Source organism: Promicromonospora vindobonensis (assembly GCF_042685865.1).
In the GTDB taxonomy this organism is placed as follows: domain Bacteria; phylum Actinomycetota; class Actinomycetes; order Actinomycetales; family Cellulomonadaceae; genus Promicromonospora; species Promicromonospora vindobonensis.
Genome location: NZ_JBHUOG010000001.1, coordinates 1,475,636 through 1,497,110 on the forward strand (window position 1 = coordinate 1,475,636; position 21,475 = coordinate 1,497,110).

Sequence of the window (21,475 nt, forward strand, 5' to 3'; positions counted from 1 at the left end):
TGATCGGACCGGGTGGCTACCTCGCTGCACGTCTCCCTCGGCACAGTGGCGGCCCGCGTCTCGGCCGCCTCCCGTACCTATGCGTCGGCCTTCGCCTGCTCCGCCGCCTCGGCCTTCTTCTTCGCCGCCTCTTCGGCAGCCCGCTTGCGCTGCAGCGCCCGACGGCGGGCCGGGCCCATGCCGGGACGCTGCGCCCGCACGAACTTCTTGTACGCGTCGGCGACCTCGTGCACGGGACCGTCCATGACCAGCTGGCCCTGGTGCATCCACAGCACGCGCGTGCACATGGCCTCGATCGTCGAGATCGAGTGGCTCACGAGGAACACGGTGCCCGCGTTCGAGCGCACGTCCTCGATGCGCGACTTGCTGCGCTCCTTGAACGCCGCGTCGCCGGTGGCGAGGGCCTCGTCGATCATCAGGATGTCCGGGGACGCCGCCGAGGAGATGGCGAACCGCAGGCGGGCGCCCATGCCGGACGAGTACGTCTTCATCGGCAGGTAGACGAAGTCGCCGATCCCGGCGAAGTCCACCACCTCGTCGAACTTCTCGTCGACCTGCTTGGGCGTGAGCCCGAGCGCCAGGCCGCCGATCATGATGTTGCGCTCACCCGTGAGCTGCGGCATGAGCGCAGCATTGACGCCGAGCAGCGACGGCTCGCCCGAGACGTGCACGCTGCCCGACTTCGGGGGCATGAGCCCGGCGATCGCGCGCAGCATGGTGCTCTTGCCGGAACCGTTGACGCCGACGATCCCGACGGACTCGCCGTGCCGCACGGTGAAGGAGACGCCCCGGACGGCGTGCACCTCGCTCACCGCGCCCACGTGCCGGCGCCCGGCCTGGAGCAACCGCTTGTGGAACGGCACCTTGACCTCGACCTCGTGGATCTCGGCGCCCTTCTTCTCAGCCTCCCGCTTGGCCCGGCCGCCGATCACCCGGTAGACGACGTGCAGGTCGTCCACCACGAGGCAGGGGTCGCCCAGCTCGGTCTCGAGCGCCTCCTGCCCTTCGTCCTCCGGCTCGACCTCGAGGTCGAAGTCCATGTGCTCGTCGGCCTCAGTCACGTCCGTACCTCTCCTCGCCGCGCCAGAAGACGATGAACCCGATCACGAAGAACAAGACGGCCCACGCGCCGCCGAGCGCCCACATCAGGCCGCTGTGCGGGAACATCTCCTCCTCCTGCATCAGCACGGAGCGCACCAGGTACAGGTACACGGCGACGGGCTGGTACTCGAGGATGCCGCCGACGACCGCCTTCCCCGTCTCGGAGATCTGCAGCCGGTCGACGAAGGTCAGCACCGGGAAGATCACGCCCGACGCGTACATCACCACGCGCATGATGAAGGGCAGCACGTTCTCGATGTCCGGTGTGCTGGCCACGAACCGCGCCATGATGAACGCAAGGCCCGTGTTGAAGATCCACATCAGCGCGACGGCGGCGGGCAGCAGGAGCCACCACCACGTCACGTGGATCATCTCGTAGCCGGGCAGGAACCCGCTCAGCAGGGTGATGGCGCACATCACCACGATCGCAGGGATGAGCGTGGTGAGCAGCGACAGCACCGTGGACATCGGCAGCACCGCGCGCGGGAAGTGCAAGGAGCGCAGGAGCTGGGTCTTGCCGCTGATCGACTTGGCGCCGCCGGTCACGGAGGCCTCGACGAACCGGTACATGAAGACGCCGATCACGATGAACGCGATCGAGTTGTCCACACCACGGCTGAGGCCCAGCAGGACGCCGAAGATCAGCACGTAGACGGCCGCGTTGAGGATCGGGTTGAGCACCGCCCAGAGCTGGCCCAGGTAGTTGTTCTGGTTCTTGGCATACGCGGTGGACGTGGCCAGGACCCGGATGAAGGCCCAGCGGCGTGTCAGGTCGCGGATGTACTCGCCCAGCGGGGGGCGCACGTTCAGAGGCCGGAGCCCGTACTGCTTCGCGAGGGCCAGCCGCTCCTCTGACGTCGTTCTGGGGACGAGCGGTGGCGGCGGTTTCTTGGCTCCGCCACCACCGGCGGCAGGCTTGGCCGGCGCTGCCGCGTCGGTAGTAGGTGTGCTCACGGTGCGTGAAATACCTGTCTGGTCGGGGGCACTGCCGGGGACAATCCGGCCGTTCGATCCTAGCGGGTCACAAACCCTAGCAGTATGGTCGGGATTCGCCGGTGCGGCTCCACCAGGCCACTGATGTGCATTACTCGACGATCTCCACGTGAGAGACTGCACCGCGTGCAGCACCCCCGTCCAACTTCTCGCACCACAGACCCGCGCGCCGCCTCACCGCGTGTCGCGGGTGCTCTGGTCGAGTCGCCGCTGCAGCTGCTCTGCACGGTCGAAGCGCACGCCGCCGGATACGGCGGTACCGCCACTCACGTCCACGTTCGCGACGACGTCCCCGCGCTGGGCGACGCCCTGTCGGCCGTGCGTGCGCTCACGCTGCCCCACGGGCTGGACTTCGACCTGGCGGGCCGGCGCAGCGCACTCACCGCCCGCGAACCCGTGTGGCTCGTCGGCGACGCCTTCTCCGGCCTGTTCCAGGCCACGGTCCCCCTGCGCAGGCCCGAGCGCATAGTCCTGGTCGACGACGGTCTGGCCACGCTCGAGCTGTGCCGTCTCCTGGTGCGCCGCGACCCGCTGGTCCGCATCGGCAGGCCGGCGCCAGCGCCCCGCCGTCGGCTCGGTGCCGTCGCCGCAGGCCGCCTGCGGTCGCTGGCCGCCGACGGCCGCGTCACGATCTTCACCGCACTCCCCCTGACCCCCGACCTGGCCGCCGGCCTGCGTACCCAGGGCTTCGACGTGCGGCACAACCAGTTCGGCTGGCTCGCCGCACAGCCCGCCGACGACTCGATGCCGGAGCCGACGATCGTCGTCGGCTCGGCGATGCCTGCCGACGGGTTCATCGACGCCCACCGGTACGTGGACTGGATCCGGTCGCTGGCCAAGGAGGGGGCACTGCGCTACCTCCCGCACCGCCGCCAGACCCCGGAGCTGCTCGCGGCCCTCGCCGAGATCGACGGCGTCACCGTCGACGTACCGGGCGCACCCGTCGAGATCCGCCTCCGCGGCCTGCGGGCCGGCCAGCGCGTGCTGAGCCTGCCGTCGACGTCGACCATCCTGCTGACCACTATCATTTCACCGCTCGGTGTCCCCGTCACCGCGCTCGACGTACCCACCGACTGGTGGACCGAGCGCGCCACGGCTGATCACCGCGCACACCTGACAAGCGTCGTCGCGCTCGCCCAGCAGGCAAGGGCCGCCGTAGAGGACGTCAAAGAAACCGACTCCCCGGAGGCGAACGAATGACCATCCGCGTGCTCGCGGTCGCGGACAGCGACTCGTATCTCAAGTGGGCATGCGCGACGCTGGACAGGCTCGGCCCGGCCGACGAGGCCGGGCTGGAGCGCTCGGCCGTGATCGTCAAGACGCCGATCGCGCCGACCACCAGTCAGATCGCCGCCGCCGTCGCGGGGTCCTCTGTGGTCCGTCCCGCCGTGCTTCCCGTCCGGGAGCTCGCCGCGCACATCCGAGCCCACCGGCCCGACGTGGTGCTCATCGCCGCGACAGGGCCCGTCGCCGAGGTCGTGGCGCGCGCCATCGTCGCCGCAACGGGCAAGCGCCGTCCCGCGCTCGTCACCGGTCTGCCCGGCATGGCGCTCCCCGCGACGCCAGAGGGCACGGGCTGGCGCCGCTGGTGCGACGCGTTCGTCGTGCACAGCCGGCTCGAGATCGGCGCCTACCGGGAAGCCTTCGCCGCCCACGGCGTAGCCCCGGAGGTCCCGCTCGCGCACCTGCCGTTCCTCGAGCACATGTCGGCGAGCCTCGGCACCGAGCCCGTCAAGCGGGTCGTCTTCGCCGCACAGGCCAAGGTGCCGGACAACCGGCCCGACCGGGTAGCCCTCCTTGACCGCCTCGCCCGTCTCGCCGAGGACGACGAGTTCGAGGTCATCGTGAAGCTGCGCGCCCGCAAGGGCGAGCGGCAGACGCACAACGAGGCGTTCCCGTACGACGAGCTGTGGGACACCGAGCACGGTGCGCTCGGGCACCGCAGCGACGCGCTGCGGTTCGTCGACGGCCCGATGGCGGAGTGGCTGCAGCCCGGCACGGCGCTCATGACGGTCAGCTCGACCGCTGCGATGGAGTCGCTGGCCCTCGGGCTGTCCACCGTCATCATCGACGACTTCGGCGTGAGCGCTGAGCTGCTCAACGCGCCGTTCGCGGGCAGCGGCTGCGTGATGCCGGTGTCGGAGACCGCTGCCGCGTTGCGCGCAGGAGGCCCGGAGCCCGACCCTGTCTGGCTCGAGGACAACTATCTGCACGCCACCGAGTCAGAGCTGCCGTCGACGGTCCGGGACCTCGCGGCACGCCGCGAGGCGGGGACCCTGACCACGCTGACCGAGGTCAAGCCGTGGCTCAGGGCTCGCTACCTGCGGATGGCCCTGCAGATGTACCTGCCGAAGTTCGTCTACGACACGATCCGGCTGGCGACCCGCCCGGTGCGGCTGCTCTTCCTGGACAAGAAGGCCTGACGCTCCGCGCCGAGGTAGTCGCTGACTACCTCGGCGGGGTGGGGCGGGCGGTCAGACGCCGTCGTCGACCCGGACGCGTTCGGTGAGGCCGCGCAGGAATCCTGCGCCCCACGCCATGTGCATCGTGACGAGCGTGGCAGGCAGGGCGAGCGCCGAGGGAAGATCGAGTCGCGGACGGCGCGTCGCCGCGTGCGCAGAGGCGGCGAGCACGCCCAGCAGGTAGGTGGCGGGCGGCGTGAGCCCGAGCAGCGTCAGCGGCAGCGAGCCGACGACGACGCCGACGACGGCGAGCAGCACCGACACGCTGAGCACGACCACGGCGGTCGGCGGGGCGAGGTAGCGGAGGTTGGCGGTGCCGGGGTTGCGCCGGACGACCTCGCGGCGCCACATACCGGTACGCCAGAACTGGGTGGCGACGGCGCCCAGCGTGCGGCGCGGCTTGTACTCGACCACGAGCGACGGGTCGAACCACAGCAGGCTGCCGCTGTTCCTCAGCCGGAGGCACAGCTCCCAGTCCTGCGCCCGCACGTACACCGGCGAGTACCCACCGACACGTTCCAGCGCTTCGCGACGGAACGTGCCCAGGTAGACGGTCTCGGCAGGGCCCGCGCTGCCGCCCGTGTGGAACGACGCCGCGCCGAGGCCTGCCGGGTGGCTCATGGCGCGCGCCACCGCCTTCTGGACCGGGATGTCTCCGACGGGCAGCATGCGCCCGCCCACGCCGTCGGCGCCGGCGGCCTGCAGCGCCTCGACCGCGCGCCGCACGTACGTGGGCTCGGCCACGGTGTGCCCGTCCACGCGGACGAAGATCGAATGGCCCTCTGGCATGCGCTCAAGACCCGCGTTGAGGCCGAGCGGCTTGGAACCGGTCGGGTTGTCCACGACGGTGACCCGGCCGGTCTCGGCGGCGAGCTTGTCCGCGATCTCGTGGGTCCGGTCACGCGAGGGCCCTACGGCGAGCACCATGTGCAGCGGGTGCGGGTAGTCCTGTTCCAGGATCGACCGCACCATCGCCTCAAGGTACGGCTCCTCGTCACGTACGACGGCGACCACTGTCACCAACGGCATGCTGGCCGCCTCTACCCGCTCGGGCACGAGGCCCCCTCTCGTGGACACGATAGCTGGGCCGTACCGGCCCAGGGTGTGGTCCCCGAACCTACCGGCCCTGCGAACATCGGAGGCGGGCACCGCGTGCGGTGCCCGCCTCCGACGAATGAACAGTTCACGGGCTCAGAACCTGCTGGAGGTCCGAGCCTGTGTCGAGCGTTCGGCTCAGGCGCTGCTTGCCCGCCCGAGCCTGCGGTCTCGCTCGGCTCAGGCGTCGACGCGACGGAGACGCGACATCGGCGAGAACTCGCCGGGCATGACGCGCTTCTGGCCGTCGCCAAGAGCCTTCTCGAGGATGCGGATGTCGCGCACCAGGTTCTCGAGGCCCTTGGGCTCGAGCGAGGAGGCGTGGTCCGAGCCCCACATGGCGCGGTCGAGCGTGATGTGCCGCTCGACGGCGACGGCGCCCAGCGCCACTGCCGCGATCGAGATCTGCAGACCGGTCTCGTGGCCCGAGTAGCCGATGGGCACGCCGTAGCGCTCCTGCAGCGTCGTGATGGTGCGCAGGTTCGCCTCCTCGGGGGGAAGCGGGTAGGTCGAGGTGGAGTGCAGGATCACGAGCTTGCTCGTGTCCAGGATCTCCACCGCGGCGTCGATCTGCTCGAGCGTCGACATACCGGTCGAGAGGATGATCGGCTTGCCGGTGGCGGCGAGCGCACGCAGCATCTCGTGGTCCGTCACCGAGGCGGAGGCCACCTTGTGGGTCGGCACGTCCATCTTCTCGAGGAACTCCACCGACGGGGCGTCCCACGGAGAGGCGAACCACTGCACGCCCTTTTCCTTGGCGTACGCGTCGATCTCCGTGTACTCGGGCTCCTCGAACTCAACCTTGTACTTGTACTCGAGGTACGTCATCTCGCCCCAGGGCGTCTGACGAATCTTGTCGCGCTGGTCCTTCGGAGTGCTGATCTCCGGAGTGCGCTTCTGGAACTTCACGGCCTGGCACCCGGCCTCGACCGCGACGTCGATCAGCTTCTTGGCGATCTCGACGTCACCGTTGTGGTTGATGCCGATCTCGCCGATCACGTACACGGGCTGGTCGGCGCCCACCTGCAGGTCGCCGATAGTGACCGGCGCGGGCTGCGCGTTCGTCGCGCTCATAAGAAGGTCCTTCCGAAAGGGTCGAGCACAGGGTAGTGCTGTTACGTGTCGTCGGGACTAACCGGTGACGACGGGGGTCTGGACAGCTGCCGTGCTAGCGGCTGCTGAAGCCGGACGCGCAGCGAGTATACGGTCACAGATCTCACGAACCGCGCCGTTCCCGCCCTCGCGGGACAGTACTAGCCGGGCCTGAGCCTTGACCTCAGGGCGCGCGTCGGCGACCGCGACGGGCCAGCCGACGATCGCCATGGCGGCGAGGTCGTTGACGTCGTTGCCGACGTACGCGACGCGTGCCGGGTCCAGCTCCTGCTCCGCGATCCAGCCGCGCAGGGCGGTGGCCTTGTCGTCGACGCCGTGCATGACCTGCACCTTCAGCTTGTCCGCACGCGAGGCGACGACCTTGTTGGTCTCCGTCGACAGGATCAGGATCGGCAGGCCCGTGCGGCGCAGGAGCGAGACGCCCATGCCGTCGCCGCGGCTCACTCGAACCTGCTCGGTGCCGTCCTGGTCGACGAACGCGTGGTCGTCGGTGTGCACACCGTCGAAGTCTGTGACGAGGGCGTCGACGTCGAGCGGCTGCCGTGCCGCGTCGACGTCCTGGTCCACGAGCTGGCGGGCGAGCCAGAGGTCGCGCGGCTCGTCGATCTCGATGGCCCACTCGGGGGCGACCGGCTGGATCCCGACGTCGCCGAAGAACCGCGTGGTGCCTGCACGGAATCCTTCCGTGCGCATCACATAGAAGGCACCGGTCTCGCGGAAGTGCTGCGGCCGCTCCTGCCGGCGCGGGCGGTACTCGGTGGTGTGTCCCACAGGGCTCGCGACGCCGTCGTCGATGCGCCACTGGAAGTCGTGCGTCTCGGAGACCGCCACCACCACGTCCTTCTCGCCCGTGGCGACCCTGCGGATGGCGGTGTCGAGGTCCTCGGGGTCGATGAACGGTGAGGTGCACTGCACCAGCACCGTCACCGGCGGGATCTCCTGGGGCGGCAGGCCGCCGTCGCCGGCCTCGATGCGGTCCAGCACGTGCAGCAGCGCGGACTCGGACGACGCGGTGCCGCCGGCGATCTCCGCGGGGCGCGCCACGACGCGCGCTCCGTGCAGCCGGGCCTCTGCCGCGATCTCGTCATGGTCGGTCGAGACGATGACCTCTGCCACCGACGACGCCGCGAGCGAGGCCTGCACCGCACGCCCTACGAGTGTGATCCCGTCCACCCGAGCGAGATTCTTCAGGGGTACGCCCTGCGAACCTCCCCGGGCCGGGATGACGACGACGGCGGACGGGGTTTCACCGGGCACAGACATACGTAGCACTCTCGAGTCAGGTCGGGCGGGATGGGTACGCCGTCAACACTAGCGCCATACACACGGTGGAACGCACTCGGCGCCGTCCCCGGACCTGCTCAGGATGTGGGATCCTGCCGTTGCGTGACGACAGTCGCCACCCTCCCCAGAAGATTCCCCACGAAGCGGTATGCGGCACCCCAGAAATCCCGCGTGACCGTACCGAGAACGGAGACAGCTCGAGTGCCCGGAAACGAAGGTCGTCAGGCGAACTCCCCGCACACCGACGCCGGTGCACCTCGTGCGGTCTCGCGGGCCGATCGGCGGGAGAACGCGCAGCGCACCGCCGAGGTGATGCGCGCGCTGCGGAGGATCACGGGCTCGCGCCCGAAGCTCGACCCTGCCACCACGCGGTTCCTCGCGAAGGGCCGGCTCACGTGGCCAGAGGTCCCGGAGGTGCGCGCGGCGATGCTCGACGCCGCGACCGGCGCGATCGACCGCTGGGACCTGGACGCGGCGGCGATGCTCGCCACGCGCCTGCGCGTCGACTCGCCCGATCCGGAGACGCGCCGTATCGCAGGCATCGTCGCGCTGCTCTCGGGTGACACCGAGGCGGCGGAGGAGTACTTCTACCACGCGTCCCGTGGCACGGGCTCGGTGGCGCGTCGCCACGCGAACGCGCGCCGCACCGTGGAGGACCTGCAGCAGTTCCTCGACTTCCGGGCCCGCATGCTCACGCACGAGGGCCCCGAGGACCTGGCCGACCTGCGGGAGCTCGCTGCATCGGTGTCCGTCACCGACCGGAAGACGAGCGACGCCGCCTTCGGGCGGTATCTCGTGGCGTGCCTCACCCAGGGCGTCGACGGGCCGCTGGGCGAGCTCCTCGACGAGTTCGCCGACTCCGGTCGCATGACGGCGCTGGCCGCACCGCCCGGCATGCTCGACCTCGCTGTCGAGAACGCCGAGTACCTGGCGGCCGACGCCGACCACGCCGGTGCGCTCCTGCTGCTGCAGGGCACGTTCCGCCAGTACGGCCTCGTGTCCGAGCGGTACCTCCTCGCGCTGGGCACGTCGCTCTCCGCGCTCAGCCGCTACGGCCCCGCCCGGCGCGCCCTGCGCATCGCGAGCCCCGGCGTCGGCTCGGCGCGCGCCGCGCAGGTCGCCTGGATCATGCACGACGACGAGTCCGCGTACACGCTCGCCCGCAAGGCGATCCGCCACGACATGCCGCGGTCGTCCGTCCGCACCGTGCTCGGCCGGGTCGAGCACCCGATCACGCCCCCCGAGGCCGACGCCCCCACGGGTGGCCTCGGTCACGTGGCGTTCTTCGTGGACCGCGGTGAGAACTTCGGCGACATCGTGCTGCCCCACGCGGTCAGGGACGCGATCACCGAGCCCGCCGGGCCCAGCGAGTGGACCGCGTTCCACGCGCACCAGGTGTTCGACGACGAGTTCGTCCGGATCGCGAACCGCCAGCGCGCGCTCGTCGTCGGCGGCGGTGGCCTGTTCCTCCCGGACACCTCGCCCAACGGGAACAGCGGCTGGCAGTGGAACGTGCCGCCGGCCTCGCTCGACGCGCTCACGGTCCCCGTCTACGCCTTCGCCGTCGGCTTCAACCTCTTTGCCGGCCAGCACTTCAAGGGCGACCTGTTCCGCCGCAGCCTCATCGCCTTCACGCGCAAGGCCGAGTTCGTCGGCCTGCGCAACACCGGCTCCATGGAACGCGTCCGGGACATGCTGCCCGCCGAGCTGCACGACAAGGTGCGCTTCGTGCCCTGCCCCACCACGGTGCTCGAGCACATCCGCCCCGAGCTGACCGCCGGGGGTTCGGGCTCCGGCACGGTGCTGCTCAACGCGGCGTTCGACCGCAGCGAGCGGCGCTTCGCCGGTGGCTACGCCGACTTCCTCGCGCAGATCGTCGAGTTCACGGAGAAGGCCACCAAGGGCGGCGCCGAGGTCAGGATCGCCGCGCACACGCGGGGCGACCTGCGGCTCGCCACGGACCTGGAGTCTGCGCACGACCTGAAGCTGCCCGTGGACGAGCTGCACAACATGGACCAGGCCGACGCGCTCGCCCTGTACCGGCAGGCATCCCTCGTCATCGGTATGCGTGGGCACGCCACGATGATCCCGTTCGGCGTGGGTACCCCCGTCCTGAGCATCGTGTCCCACCCGAAGATGCGGTACTTCCTGGAGGACGTGGACCGCCTGGACTGGGGTTACGACGTCGGCGACACCGCTCTCGGTGCGCGGCTGGCGGAGCGGACCCTCGACGTGCTGGGCCGCGAGGACGTCTACCGCGCAGACGTCGCGGACCGGCAGCAGCTGCTGCTCCCGCACGTCCGAGCCGCTGCCGAAGAGGTCGCGAAGTCCTGACCCGTCGCGTTTCGATCCGGCCGTTAGACTCGACCGGTCTCAGTTCATCGAAAGGGAGTTACCGATGCCCACCATGCGGAGCGTTCCGCTCGGCCGTGAGCCGGGCGACGCGGAAATCGCGTCGTTCGCCGACCTGATCAACAGGCCACTGCTTATTGTCGGCAACGGACCGTCGTCGGCCATGCCTCCCTATCACCGGATCCCGGCGGACGCTGTGGTCTTCCGTATGAACTGGTTCTTCCTCGAGAGCAACTACCACTTCGGGGACCGGGTCGACGCGTACTTCAGCGCCATCCCCAACGAGAAGCTGGAAAAGCTGCTGCAGGAGGAGATGCGGGCAGGCCGCTACGACGTGAAGCGCATCCTCAGCCCGATGCGCCACGCCGCGAACCGTGACGGTGACAAGTACGGCCTCGAGCCGATGCCCGGCGTCGAGGAGCTGGACTCCTGGTCCATCCCGGCGCGGCACCCCCGCCTGGCACGCGCCTTCATGAGCCGGCCGGGCCTGCCCACCACCGGCATGCAGGCTCTCGCGTTCGGCCTGGGGGTCGGTTTCCGCGAGGTCTACCTCGCCGGCGTCGACATGTACGAGTCCAAGGACAGCCGGTACGGCTACACGGTCACGCAGGCCGCTGAGTCCGCCCTCAAGGACAAGGACCTCACGCCGGGCTACGAGTCCGCGCACGGCCTCGACTCCGACCTCGCGTTCCTGCGCTCGTGCCTCACCGAGTTCCCGGACGCGACCATCCGTTCCGTGAGCCAGTCGGACACGCTGCACCTCTTCGTGCCACCGGCCGACGACGTCACCGACCGCCCGCACCTCACCCCCGAGGCGGTGCCGACCCTCGCCGCGTCGAAGGACACGGTGGACCTGCAGCTCCCCGAGGTCGGCGAGGACGCCTCCGTCGTCGTCCCCGAGGTCGGCGGCCCGCTGTGGAAGGAGATCGACGGTCGCAAGTGCGCCTACGTCACCGTGGTCTCCGGGTCCTACCACCACGGCGCGCGCGCCCTGGCGAACTCGCTCCGCGAGCACTCGGACGTGCCGCTGATCGCGCTGGTCACGCCGGACGCCGACCGCGCGGCCCTTGCCGCGAGCGGCATCAGGACCATCCAGGTCCCGGGCATCCGTAACCCGATGAACGCGGGCGGCAACAAGATCCAGGCCCGCTTCGCGATGACCTACACGAAGCTGCACGCGTTCCGGCTCGACTTCTTCGACCGCCTCGTCTACCTCGACAGCGACACCATCGTCAAGGGCGGCCTCGACGACCTGTTCGACGGCGACGACTTCGCCGCCGTGCCCGACGCCGGGCTGGACCTGCCCGACGGCACCGTGTTCAACTCCGGCGTCTTCGCCGTGAACCCGTCGCACGCCATGTTCGAGAAGATGATGTCGCAGCTGGGCCACACGACGTCGTACGACGGCGGCGACCAGGGCTTCCTCAACGAGTTCTTCTCCGACTGGCGCAAGCTGCCGCTGGAGTACAACACCACCAAGCGCATCTACTCCCACCACCCGCAGGTGTTCAACGAGGAGGACGTCAAGGTCCTCCACTACGTGGGACGCAAGCCGTGGGAGCCGACGTCGAGGGGTGAGCGGTACGACCAGCTCGACTACGCCTGGCTCGACCACCTCGCCGACTGGGAGAAGAACGAGCTGGTGCGCGAGCTGCGCCACGCCGCCGCCGGAGGGAAGCCCCCGGAGGCCGGGAGCAGCAGCCCGTTCCGTCAGGCCCAGGAGGCCAACCGGACGAACCGGGCCAACGACGCCGTGCAGACCATCGAGGCGGTCATGGCACAGCGCGAGCCGACGTCGGCCGAGCTGCGCGAGCTCGCCAAGGCGTACCGCCGCCTGGGCAGGCATGACGACTGTGCCCGGGTGCTCAAGCAGGCCTACGCGATCGACCCGCGCCGGAGCGTCATGCGCGACGTGATGCTGGCACAGGCTCGCTCCATCAAGAAGAAGCTCGCCTAGCGACGTCGTCCGCACGTCAAAGCCCGCGGGGTACGAACCGGATCGGTTCGTACCCCGCGGGCTTTGACGTCTGCGTCGAGCGTCCGGCGCCGGTACGCCCTACTTCGTCGAGGCGCGCTGGGAGCCGCGGCTGCCCTTCAGGATGCTGCGCAGGCCACGGGGGGCCGCCGGCTCGTCGGCCGCCACCGGCGCCGGAGCTGGTGCCGCAGCCGGTGCGGGCTGCGTGACCTCGCCGGTCGCGCCGCCTTCCTTGCGCTTCACGCCGGTCTTCGCCGCGACCGCCGCTTCCAGGAGCCGACGGCGGTCGTAGTCGCTGTCGTAGTCCGCCTGGGCGAGGCTGATCTCGCGATCGCTGTACGGGACGAGGTCGGCCGTCACCTTCTCGCCGGTGAGACGCTCGTAGATCGTCGAGAGGTTGTTGGTCGTCGTGTCGACGAACCGCTGCTGCGTCCCGGCGAGCTCGGTGTGCAGTGCCGCGCGGTTGGCCTCGACCGTGTTGATCTGCGTCAGCGCCGCACCCGCGAAGTCGTCCTGCCACGGGTCGATCAGGAACTCGGGGTGACCGATCTCGTGGGCGAAGTAGCGGATCTTGTTGTTCGTGCTCAGCGACAGCGGGATGTTGTTGAGGCCGAACGGGATCATCTGCGAGTGCCCGCGGGCGCCGAGGATGATCGGCAGCCGTGCGTAGTCGCGCATGCCGTTGAACAGGACCTTGGTGCTTCCGTACAGGGGACGCCCGGTCAGGCCGAGCTCCTCGCCGTACTCCTGGAAGAACTTCATGTCCGCGCGCTTGTGCCCGAGGAACTCGACGTCCCAGCCGTCCGACTGGAGAGTCGTGATCAGGTCCCGCAGCTGCGGGAAGATGGCACCGGGCTGCAGACCGGACTGCAGGTGGGCCACCTCGAGGCCGACCTGGATGCCGATGCGCTTGTCGGTGACCGGGCCGTCGCCTGCGACGCGCGGGAGCAGCACGCGGCCCAGCGTCGTCGGGCACGGCTGCAGGGTCAGCTGCGGCGCGGAGTCGGGCTCGTCCAGCCAGCCGCGCATGTCGTCGACGGCGCCCGTCGAGCGCAGGCCGAAGAAGATGCTCTGCGACATCGTCTGGTTGATGTGCTTGCGGAAGACCTTGTTGTGGGTCTCCGGGTCGAACGGGTGGGGGTTGCCCGCGCCGAAGACGATGATCGGCTTCTTCAGCTTCTTGAGCAGCTCCACCGTGATGTTCCACTGCCAGCCCGAGGCCGGGGCCGCGTTGGTGCGACGCGGGAAGATGCCACCGCCGCCGATGACCACACCGTCGAAGTTCTCGTTGATGTCGTCCACGAACGAGCTGGTGGCCTTCTCACGGAACGGGCTGGTGCTCGTCAGCTCAAGGTAGTCCCCGCCGCCCCACGAGTTGAACGCCTGCCGAACGAGCTCGAAGAGGAGCTGGTCGCCATAGCTGTAGACGGTCTTGAGATCTAGGTGGAGCAGGCGCTGGCGACTCATCATCCCTCAGTTTCAAACGGTTGGGCCGGCGGGCCCGAGAAGAATAGCATCGGGCCCTTCGCCGACCGGTGGGCTGGCCCGCGGAGGCTAGAGAGCGTCCGGCACGTACGGCGAGGAGCCGTCCGCCCCCATCATGTCGTGCAGGGCCTTGTTCGACGGCGCCAGGGCGGTGAGCATGTGCTCACGCTGCTCGGGGGTGAGGAGCCGGGGCGCCGGGTGCGTCACGTTAGAGAAGTTCGCGTCCAGGAAGTGCCGGAGCGTACGCGAGTCCTCCTTCTCCAGCTCGGCGTTGCCGACGAGGGCCAGCTTCAGGGCCACGTCCGAGTAGCCGCGGTTGACGCCCTCGGTGTTGAACGGGAACTTCGGGACGACGCCGACGCCGGTCTCCTGGAAGAAGTTGCGCACGAAGTGCCGCGACTTGAGCGTCTTGATGGTCTCGAAGTACTTGACCTTGATCTCGGTGCCCTCTGGCAGCGCGTCCCGCATCTGGTCGATCAGGACGTCCCAGCGCAGGTTCTCGTCGATGACCGGCTCCATGAACTCCTCGAACGTGAGGGTGGAACCCATCCGCACGGTCTGGAGGTAGGAGCTCTCCACGAACCTGTCCTGGCGACGCACGTAGAAGAGGAGCGTGGTGCGCTCCGGGCGCAGCTCCTCGTGGGCGATCCGCAGGACGTCACCGGCGGTCCCATAGATGGGCCCCTTGCGGAAGGAGTGCACGGAGGCGAGCAGGTCCTCGTGGGACAGCACGAGGTTCTCGTGCTCGAGCTGGCCGCGCAGGATCGCGAAACCGCGGTTCACGTTGCTGATGGCGAGCCCCTGGCGGCGCCAGAGCGAGTGCACCCGGCCGGTGGCGATCTCGTATTCGTTACGGACCAGCACCTCGTAGCCCTTCTTGCCGAAGGCCTCCCGGTTGGCCTGGAGCGCCTTCTGTACCAGGGTCGTGCCGGTCTTGTGGGCGCCCGCATGGAGGACGAGGTGTTTCACGGAACGGGACCTTTCGCGTCGGGAAGCCCACAGGCTATCAATCACCCGGCAGTGCCCTGCATCCCGCGGTCACCGGCGCCCGTGATCACCAGCGCGCGAACGCGACGGCACTCACCCGGACCCGTTGCTCGTCCAGCGTCCTGAGCGTCACGCGACCGGACCGGGGCTGGTCGAGGCGGACGGTGAGGACGCGCTTCGGGTCGTTCGCCGCGTCGGTGTCGATGATGCCGACACGGTGGGAACCCACGTAGACCGCGACCCGCCCTCGGCCAGGAGCCGTCGCTGTCATGACCCGGATCTCGGCGATGCGTTCGACGTCCTTGACCACGAGCCTGCTCTCCGCGTGGACCGTGGACCACGCACGGTCGCGGTAGTACGCGTCGTTCCGCACCTCTGCCCACACCCCCGTGCGGATCACCGAGCGGTCCGGCACCGGCCTGGTGGTACGCACCAGGCGCTCGATCGGGCCGGGCCGGCCGTCACGATCTATGCCGCGTACCGCGTACTCGACCGAGAGGCCCTCAGCGGTGTAGAGGTTGGCGGTGGTCCCGGAGACCGTGATCACCCGCCGCCAGTAGCGCGAGCTCGGCATCCTCGACTGGTAGCCCGCGTAGTGCTCGAGCACCTGGTACCGCACCGCCCCTGGCACCGGGTCCCACGAGTACCAGGACCGGGCGCCCCACTGGATCGGCGCCTGGCCGGCGGTCGGGCGGTGCGGCGTGACCGGACCGGTGGTGAAGGTCGCGCTCCCGTGGCGCCTGGTCGCTGCCTCCACCATCTCAGCGACGGACCGCCGGATCGCCGGCAGCTTGGACTGCAGCCGCTCTCCCGGGCACGCCGTCCAGTGCGTGCTGCGGTGGCCGACGATCCGCGGGACCCGGACCCGGTCACCCGGGCTGCTGCGCGTGTTCGAGCCGGAGCTGCCGCCGTTGGGCAGGGTGACCGAGCCGGTGGGCGGCACGTGATAGCGGTAGGCCTTCCACGCGAGCACCCGCTTCATGCTCCGCAGCATCGAGGCCGTCGGGCCCGCCGTCCCGAAGCTGCCCATCCCCGAGATCCCGATGGTTCCGGTGTTGAAGCCACCGGCCTGCGCGCCGATCGGGTTGTCCCTCGACGCGTTCTTACGACCCGCGAAGACCGTCCCGTACCGGTCGACGAGGAACTGGTAGCCGATGTCCGGCCAGCCGCGGGACCTGGTGTGGTACGCGTAGATACCCCGGACGAGCGCCGCCGACTGGCTCCGGCTGTAGGAGTTGGTGCCCGCCGTGTGATGCACGAACATCGCGTCGAGCCGCCCCGACAGCTCCGGCCACGACGACGACAGCGACTCGTCGGCGCCCCATCCGCTGCGGGGAACCAACGAGGGCCGGATCTCGTCGCCCGTCGCCGCGCTCGCCGAGCCCGGCGGCCGCGCCGACAGTCCCACGTTGGCGTCGGCGGTCGTCGCGCCCGGGTCCACCACGTCGACCCGGAGACCGGACGGCGGGCGCCCGCTCACCGTCCGCACGCGTGCTTGGACGGCGTCGGCGCCGGTGGAGAGGAACGGTTCGGTGCCGGCCCGGCCATCGGTCACCCCGCCACCGTCCGTCCCGATGTTCTCCACGCCGACCGACTGCCAGGCGCCCCACTCGTGGCCCTCGCGGACCCGGAGGGCCACCTCGGTGACCTCCTCCTGGCTACCGGCGTCCCAGGTGACGCCGGCCACGAGGAACTCGAGGGTCTCGGTGCGGCGGCTCAGCGCCGCGAGGCGACCGGGTGCTGACGCGGCGCCGGCCTCGGCGCGGGTCCTGGCATGGTGCTCGCCGTGTCCCTCTGCCTCGCGCAGCGCGCTCGGGTCGCGGCGGGCCGCCGTGTCGATACCGGTGAGACGGACCTCGCCCAGCTCGGGCGACACGGCTGCGGCCTCCGGCAGTGGCAGCTCGACCGCCGGGAGCAGCACTCCACCGACGGCGAGGACGAGCGCAAGGGATCCTGTGGACACGCGCCGCACGGATGACCTCATGCCGTCGACCGTAGCTTCCACCGACCGACATCGCACCGAAGATCCCCGCGGTTCACCCGCCCGGGCGTTCCCAGGTGCCGACCGTGCCCGCGTGGTGCACAGTGGCCGGAGGGGGTGAGCGCACATGGACACCCGATCCGACACCGACCGCATCACCGTGGATCCCGCATCGCCGACCGAGAGCGGCCGGCCACGCAAGCGTGGCGGCTCGCGCCCCGGGCGCCGCCCGTTCAGGCCGCTCGCGCTGCTCGCCGCGCTGGTCGCCGCGACCCTCGTCGCGACGCCGGCCACCGCGGCTCCGGCAGCCCTGCCGGACCGGTTCGTCATCACCGGCTCCGGCTACGGGCACGGCGTCGGGATGCCGCAGTACGGCGCGTACGAGATGTCCCGCCGCGGCTCGACGGCCGGCGGGATCCTGCGCCACTACTACCAGGACACCGCGGTGGCGAACCGCAGCACGCCCTCTCTCGTCGACGTCCAGGTCTACGGGCCGGACCCGTACTCGTTCTCCGGCTACGGCGACACCAGCGCGACGACCATCACCGTGCGCGACGGCGCCTGGCGGCTGCGTGCGGGCGAGCAGACCGTCGCTTCCGGCCCGGCAGGCAAGCTCCGGGTCTGGACGTCCAGGGGCGACGTCGTGGTCCGCTCAGGGGACCGCGTCATCAAGCGCGACAAGCTCGTCCTGCAGCTCGCCGGGACCCGGTACTTCCGGCCCGACAGCACCCGCAGCACCGCCGTCGTCGACGGTGCGCACGGCACGTACCAGCACGGGCGGCTGGTGCTCAGCGCGTCCGAGGGCGTCCCGAACATCGTGAACCGGCTGCGCCTGAACTCGGAGTACCTCTGGGGCCTGGCCGAGATGCCGGCGTCGTGGGGCGCGACGGGTGGCGCGCAGGCGCTCCGGGCGCAGGCGATCGTCGGCCGGTCGTACGCGCTGCTGAAGCGAGCGGACTGGAAGCGGACCTGCCGCTGTCACCTGGTCGACGACGTGCGCGACCAGTACTTCTCCGGCAACGAGGTGGCGTCCGGGTTTGCCGGGGTGCACTGGGTCCGGGCCGTCAACGCCACGGACAGCTCGCTGACGAACGGCAAGGTGCTCGTCCACGGGGGCCGCCCGGTCGCCGCCCACTACTACTCGTCCAGCGGAGGCCGCACCGCGAACTCCGAGGACGTGTGGTCGTCGGTCATCCCGTACGAGCGGTCGGAGGCGGACCCGTACTCGAAGGCGGCGCCGGGCAACAGCTACGCGCGCTGGACCCGCGGGATCGGGCAGGCCAAGGCGCAGCGGCTGTTCGGGCTGGGCCAGGTCGCGTCGATCAGGGTGGCGGACCGGTACTCGAGCGGGCAGGCCAAGACGCTGGTGGCCACGTCGCCGAGCGGCCGCACCGCCCGGATCTCCGGCTCGGCCGACACGATCCGGGCGAAGGTCGGCGCCGCCACGTTCGCGGGCAACGTGCCTGCGGCGTGGTTCACGAGCATCCGGGCCCGCTGAGCGGGGCGCCCCCTGAGAGGGGCGCTCGCTCAGAGCGCGCGGGCGTCCGACTCCAGCAGCACCGGGATGCCGTTGCGCACGGGGTAGGCCAGCGGCCGCTCGGCGTCGGTCGAGTGCAGCTCCGGCTCACCGTCCGGTCCGACGCCGTCCACCAGGGTCGCTCCGGTCACGGGGCAGCGCAGGATCTCGCGTACCCAGGGCTCCAGCGCCTCGAACTTGTTCGTGCTCACGATGTCTCTTCTTCCTCTGTCGAAGCGGTGGCCTCACGCACGAGCGACAGGACGTCGTCGCGCACCTTCTCCATGATGTCGTGGTCCGCGGCCTCGACGTTGAGCCGGAGCAGGGGCTCGGTGTTGGACGCACGCAGGTTGAACCACCACTGGGGGTGGGACTCCCAGTGGGAGACGGTCACGCCGTCGAGGGTGTCGACCACGATCGCCGGGTAGGCGACCCGGTACGCGTCGAGCACCCGCTCGGTCGCGGTGGCGGCGTCGGACACCGTCGAGTTGATCTCGCCCGAGCCGACGTACGGCTCGAACATCTCGGCCAGCTCGGACATCGTGTGCTCCTGCGTGCTCAGCGCCGCCAGGACGTGCAGGGCCGCCAGCATGCCGGTGTCCGCGAACCAGAAGTCCCGGAAGTAGTAGTGCGCGCTGTGCTCGCCGCCGAACACCGCGCCGTGCTCGGCCATCTGCGCCTTGATGAAGGAGTGGCCGACGCGCGTGCGCACGGTCTTCGCTCCGGCAGCGGACAGCAGGTCCGGGACCGCTCGGGAGGTGATCAGGTTGTGGATCACCGTCGGGGTCCGGCCTGCGGCCAGCTCCTTGGTCACCTCTGCGAGCCCGACCAGAGCGGTGACCGCCGACGGCGAGACGGCCCCGCCGCGCTCGTCGACCACGAAACAGCGGTCGGCGTCACCGTCGAACGCGATCCCCAGGTCCGCCTCGTTCGCCACGACGGCCGCCTGCAGGTCGATCAGGTTCGCCGGCTCCAACGGGTTGGCCTCGTGGTTCGGGAACGAGCCGTCGAGCTCGAAGAACAGCGGCACCAGCTGCAGCGGCAGCGCGGCCAGGCCGGCCGCGTCGCCGAGCACGGCGGGGACCGTGAGGCCTGCCATGCCGTTGCCCGCGTCCACGACCACCTTGAGCGGCCGGGCCTCGGACAGGTCAACCAGGGAGCGGAGGAATCCGGCGTAGTCGGCGAGCAGGTCCCGCTCGGTCACCTGCCCGGCGTCGGCGACCGGCTCGGGGAACGCACCGTCGAGGATCTCCTGCGCCAGCTCCCGGATCTCCGCCAGGCCGGTCTCCTGCCCCACCGGGCGCGCGCCGGACCGGCACAGCTTGATCCCGTTGTACCGGGCCGGGTTGTGGCTGGCGGTGAACATGGCCCCCGGAAGGTCGAGCTGCCCCGAGGCGAAGTAGAGGCCGTCGGTAGAGCACAGCCCGATCAGCGTCACGTCCACCCCCGCCGACGTCAGCCCCTCGGCGAACGCGTCCACCAGGTCCGGGCCGGAGTCCCGCATGTCCCTGCCGATCACGACTCCGGGGCGCCCGGAGCCGGCCGGGGCGGCGGCGTCGGGCAGGACCACCACCCGCGCGAACGCGACCCCCAGGGCCTGCGCTACCTGTGGGGACAGCTGGTCGGGAACAACACCGCGTACGTCGTACGCCTTGACGATGGAACTCAGGTCGATGGCCACGCGGACAGCCTACGGAGCCCGGCGGGCAGACGCGATCAACCTCTCCGCCGTCTCACCCGGGAAGTTCTCCGGCCGGCGGCGGCCCACCCGCACACACCGATCCGCACACACAACCTCCAGGAACAAGCCGTTTCGTAGGGCTATCCTTGCGCGGTGCTTGCCGTAGCCCAATTTCACGCCCCGCTCCCGCTGACCAACACGATCCAGCGGTACGACTGGGGGTCTGTCGAAGCGGTCCCCCACCTGCTCGGTCTCGAGCCCGACGGGGAGCCGCAGGCCGAGCTGTGGCTCGGTGCGCACACCAGCGCACCGTCGATCAGCCTGATCGAGGGCGAGGACGTCGCACTCGACCGGCTGGTCCGCGAGGCGCCCGTGCAGACGCTCGGTCACCGGGTGGCCGAGCAGTTCGGTCCCCGCCTCCCGTACCTGATGAAGGTGCTGGCGGCAGGCAAGGCCCTCTCCCTCCAGGTGCACCCCTCACCGCGGCAGGCCCGTGAGGGATTCTCGCGCGAGAACAAGGCCGGTCTGGCGCTCTCGTCGCCGAAGCGGTCGTTCAAGGACGACCAGCACAAGCCCGAGATGGTCGTCGCCCTGTCGCAGTTCGAGGGGCTCGCGGGCTTCCGCACGCCGCGCACCATCCTGGACGTGCTGGAAGGGCTCGCGGGCAACCTCGTCGACGGCGTCCGTGCGGCGCTGCTGCGTGACCGCAGCCACGACGGCATGCGCGAGGCCTTCAACCACCTCCTGTCCGCGCGGTCGGACGAGGCCTGCGCGGCCGACATCCAGGTGACTCTCGACTCGGTGCGCGCCCGCCTGGCGGCCGGTTCACCGTTCGAGCGCGCCGACCGCACGGTGGTCGACCTCGCCGAGCAGCACCCCGGCGACCCGGGCGCCATCGCGTCCCTCATGCTCAACCGGTTCTCGCTCGAGCCGGGCGAGGCCGCGTTCACGCCCGCCGGTGTGGTGCACGCCTACCTGTCCGGGCTGGGCATCGAGATCATGGCGAGCTCCGACAACGTGCTGCGCGCCGGGCTGACCAACAAGCTCGTCGACGAGGAGAACCTCGTCGCCTGCACGGTGTTCGCCCCGCAGCAGCCGTCCATCCCCGAGATGACGACGGCGGGCAGCCGCGGGCAGGTGCACACCTACCGGGTGCCGGTCACGGAGTTCGCGCTCACGACAGCCGACGTCGACCCGGCCGAGCCGGTCACGCTGCCTGCGACGGGACCACGGATCCTGCTGTGCCTGGCCGGCGAGCTGAAGCTGGACGCCGACCGCGCCGAGGACGGGCCGCAGCGCCTGGTCCAGGGCGACTCGGTCTTCGTGCCGCACGACGCGGGCAACCTGGTGCTCTCGGGCGCCGGCCACGCCGTCTGCGCCTGGGTGCCGTGATCGCGTCGGCCCGTAGTCGGTAAAAAGCTGTAGTCGGTAAAAGGTCAGGTGTTCGGCA

General features: G+C 70.3%; 16 protein-coding genes. 6 read left to right on the plus strand and 10 right to left on the minus strand.

The features are described from left to right. Positions 1-77: 77 nt before the first annotated feature. Positions 78-1,061 (minus strand): ABC transporter ATP-binding protein, encoded by a 984-nt coding sequence (locus ACFS27_RS06725; RefSeq protein ID WP_377181231.1) that lies wholly within the window; start codon positions 1,059-1,061, stop codon positions 78-80. Beyond that, a complete protein-coding gene (locus tag ACFS27_RS06730) occupies positions 1,054-2,055 on the minus strand; it encodes an ABC transporter permease (RefSeq protein WP_377181233.1) in 1,002 nt (333 codons plus the stop codon). Before ACFS27_RS06730 ends, ACFS27_RS06725 begins: the two co-directional genes overlap by 8 nt. Positions 2,056-2,220: 165 nt before the next feature. Between ACFS27_RS06730 and ACFS27_RS06735 the strand changes: the two genes are divergently transcribed. After that, positions 2,221-3,294: a hypothetical protein gene (locus tag ACFS27_RS06735; protein ID WP_377181235.1), complete on the plus strand. Its 1,074-nt coding sequence runs from the start codon at positions 2,221-2,223 to the stop codon at positions 3,292-3,294. Further along, positions 3,291-4,517 carry a DUF6716 putative glycosyltransferase gene (locus ACFS27_RS06740; protein ID WP_377181238.1) on the plus strand — a complete coding sequence of 409 codons (1,227 nt, stop codon included), beginning with the start codon at positions 3,291-3,293 and terminating at the stop codon, positions 4,515-4,517. Before ACFS27_RS06735 ends, ACFS27_RS06740 begins: the two co-directional genes overlap by 4 nt. 51 nt (positions 4,518-4,568) lie before the next feature. Here the strand turns inward: ACFS27_RS06740 and ACFS27_RS06745 are convergent, their stop codons facing one another. From ACFS27_RS06745 to ACFS27_RS06755, 3 genes are all read right to left on the minus strand, one after another. Beyond that, on the minus strand, positions 4,569-5,585 hold the full coding sequence (locus ACFS27_RS06745; protein ID WP_377181240.1) for a glycosyltransferase family 2 protein: 1,017 nt from the start codon (positions 5,583-5,585) through the stop codon (positions 4,569-4,571). 246 nt (positions 5,586-5,831) lie between these two features. Next, positions 5,832-6,725: an N-acetylneuraminate synthase family protein gene (locus tag ACFS27_RS06750; protein ID WP_377181242.1), complete on the minus strand. Its 894-nt coding sequence runs from the start codon at positions 6,723-6,725 to the stop codon at positions 5,832-5,834. A 57-nt stretch (positions 6,726-6,782) separates the two neighbouring features. After that, positions 6,783-8,027: a cytidylyltransferase domain-containing protein gene (locus ACFS27_RS06755; RefSeq protein WP_377181244.1), complete on the minus strand. Its 1,245-nt coding sequence runs from the start codon at positions 8,025-8,027 to the stop codon at positions 6,783-6,785. Between the two features lie 222 nt (positions 8,028-8,249). Between ACFS27_RS06755 and ACFS27_RS06760 the strand changes: the two genes are divergently transcribed. Both ACFS27_RS06760 and ACFS27_RS06765 read left to right on the plus strand, forming a co-directional pair. Then, on the plus strand, positions 8,250-10,382 hold the full coding sequence (locus ACFS27_RS06760; RefSeq protein WP_377181246.1) for a polysaccharide pyruvyl transferase family protein: 2,133 nt from the start codon (positions 8,250-8,252) through the stop codon (positions 10,380-10,382). Between the two features lie 64 nt (positions 10,383-10,446). After that, on the plus strand, positions 10,447-12,357 hold the full coding sequence (locus tag ACFS27_RS06765; protein WP_377181248.1) for a glycosyltransferase: 1,911 nt from the start codon (positions 10,447-10,449) through the stop codon (positions 12,355-12,357). Between the two features lie 99 nt (positions 12,358-12,456). Here the strand turns inward: ACFS27_RS06765 and ACFS27_RS06770 are convergent, their stop codons facing one another. From ACFS27_RS06770 to ACFS27_RS06780, 3 genes are all read right to left on the minus strand, one after another. After that, entirely contained in the window at positions 12,457-13,842 is a 1,386-nt protein-coding gene (locus ACFS27_RS06770) for a polysaccharide pyruvyl transferase family protein (RefSeq protein WP_377181250.1), read from the minus strand. Between the two features lie 87 nt (positions 13,843-13,929). Further along, complete coding sequence (locus tag ACFS27_RS06775; protein ID WP_377181252.1) at positions 13,930-14,829, minus strand: hypothetical protein; 900 nt, start codon at positions 14,827-14,829, stop codon at positions 13,930-13,932. A gap of 85 nt (positions 14,830-14,914) precedes the next feature. Continuing rightward, entirely contained in the window at positions 14,915-16,831 is a 1,917-nt protein-coding gene (locus ACFS27_RS06780; protein ID WP_377181254.1) for an N-acetylmuramoyl-L-alanine amidase, read from the minus strand. Between the two features lie 124 nt (positions 16,832-16,955). Between ACFS27_RS06780 and ACFS27_RS06785 the strand changes: the two genes are divergently transcribed. Further along, positions 16,956-18,326 (plus strand): SpoIID/LytB domain-containing protein, encoded by a 1,371-nt coding sequence (locus ACFS27_RS06785; protein WP_377181256.1) that lies wholly within the window; start codon positions 16,956-16,958, stop codon positions 18,324-18,326. A 29-nt stretch (positions 18,327-18,355) separates the two neighbouring features. Here ACFS27_RS06785 and ACFS27_RS06790 read toward each other — a convergent pair whose 3' ends face one another. Next, positions 18,356-18,556 carry a Trm112 family protein gene (locus ACFS27_RS06790; protein WP_377181258.1) on the minus strand — a complete coding sequence of 67 codons (201 nt, stop codon included), beginning with the start codon at positions 18,554-18,556 and terminating at the stop codon, positions 18,356-18,358. After that, a complete protein-coding gene (locus ACFS27_RS06795; protein ID WP_377181260.1) occupies positions 18,553-20,025 on the minus strand; it encodes a phosphomannomutase/phosphoglucomutase in 1,473 nt (490 codons plus the stop codon). Before ACFS27_RS06795 ends, ACFS27_RS06790 begins: the two co-directional genes overlap by 4 nt. A 153-nt stretch (positions 20,026-20,178) precedes the next feature. On the opposite strand from ACFS27_RS06795, the gene manA reads away from it, so the two are divergent. Next, entirely contained in the window at positions 20,179-21,417 is a 1,239-nt protein-coding gene (manA, locus tag ACFS27_RS06800) for a mannose-6-phosphate isomerase, class I (protein WP_377181262.1), read from the plus strand. The last annotated feature ends 58 nt before the right edge of the window (positions 21,418-21,475 follow it).

Excerpts from the sequence above, each read along its gene's own strand:
- ACFS27_RS06750 (WP_377181242.1), bottom strand. The coding sequence starts at position 6,725 with ATGAGCGCGACGAACGCGCAGCCCGCGCCGGTCACTATCGGCGACCTG.
- ACFS27_RS06785 (WP_377181256.1), top strand. The coding sequence starts at position 16,956 with ATGGACACCCGATCCGACACCGACCGCATCACCGTGGATCCCGCATCG.
- ACFS27_RS06770 (WP_377181250.1), bottom strand. The coding sequence starts at position 13,842 with ATGAGTCGCCAGCGCCTGCTCCACCTAGATCTCAAGACCGTCTACAGC.
- ACFS27_RS06740 (WP_377181238.1), top strand. The coding sequence starts at position 3,291 with ATGACCATCCGCGTGCTCGCGGTCGCGGACAGCGACTCGTATCTCAAG.
- ACFS27_RS06745 (WP_377181240.1), bottom strand. The coding sequence starts at position 5,585 with ATGCCGTTGGTGACAGTGGTCGCCGTCGTACGTGACGAGGAGCCGTAC.
- ACFS27_RS06755 (WP_377181244.1), bottom strand. The coding sequence starts at position 8,027 with ATGTCTGTGCCCGGTGAAACCCCGTCCGCCGTCGTCGTCATCCCGGCC.
- ACFS27_RS06780 (WP_377181254.1), bottom strand. The coding sequence starts at position 16,831 with ATGAGGTCATCCGTGCGGCGCGTGTCCACAGGATCCCTTGCGCTCGTC.
- ACFS27_RS06765 (WP_377181248.1), top strand. The coding sequence starts at position 10,447 with ATGCCCACCATGCGGAGCGTTCCGCTCGGCCGTGAGCCGGGCGACGCG.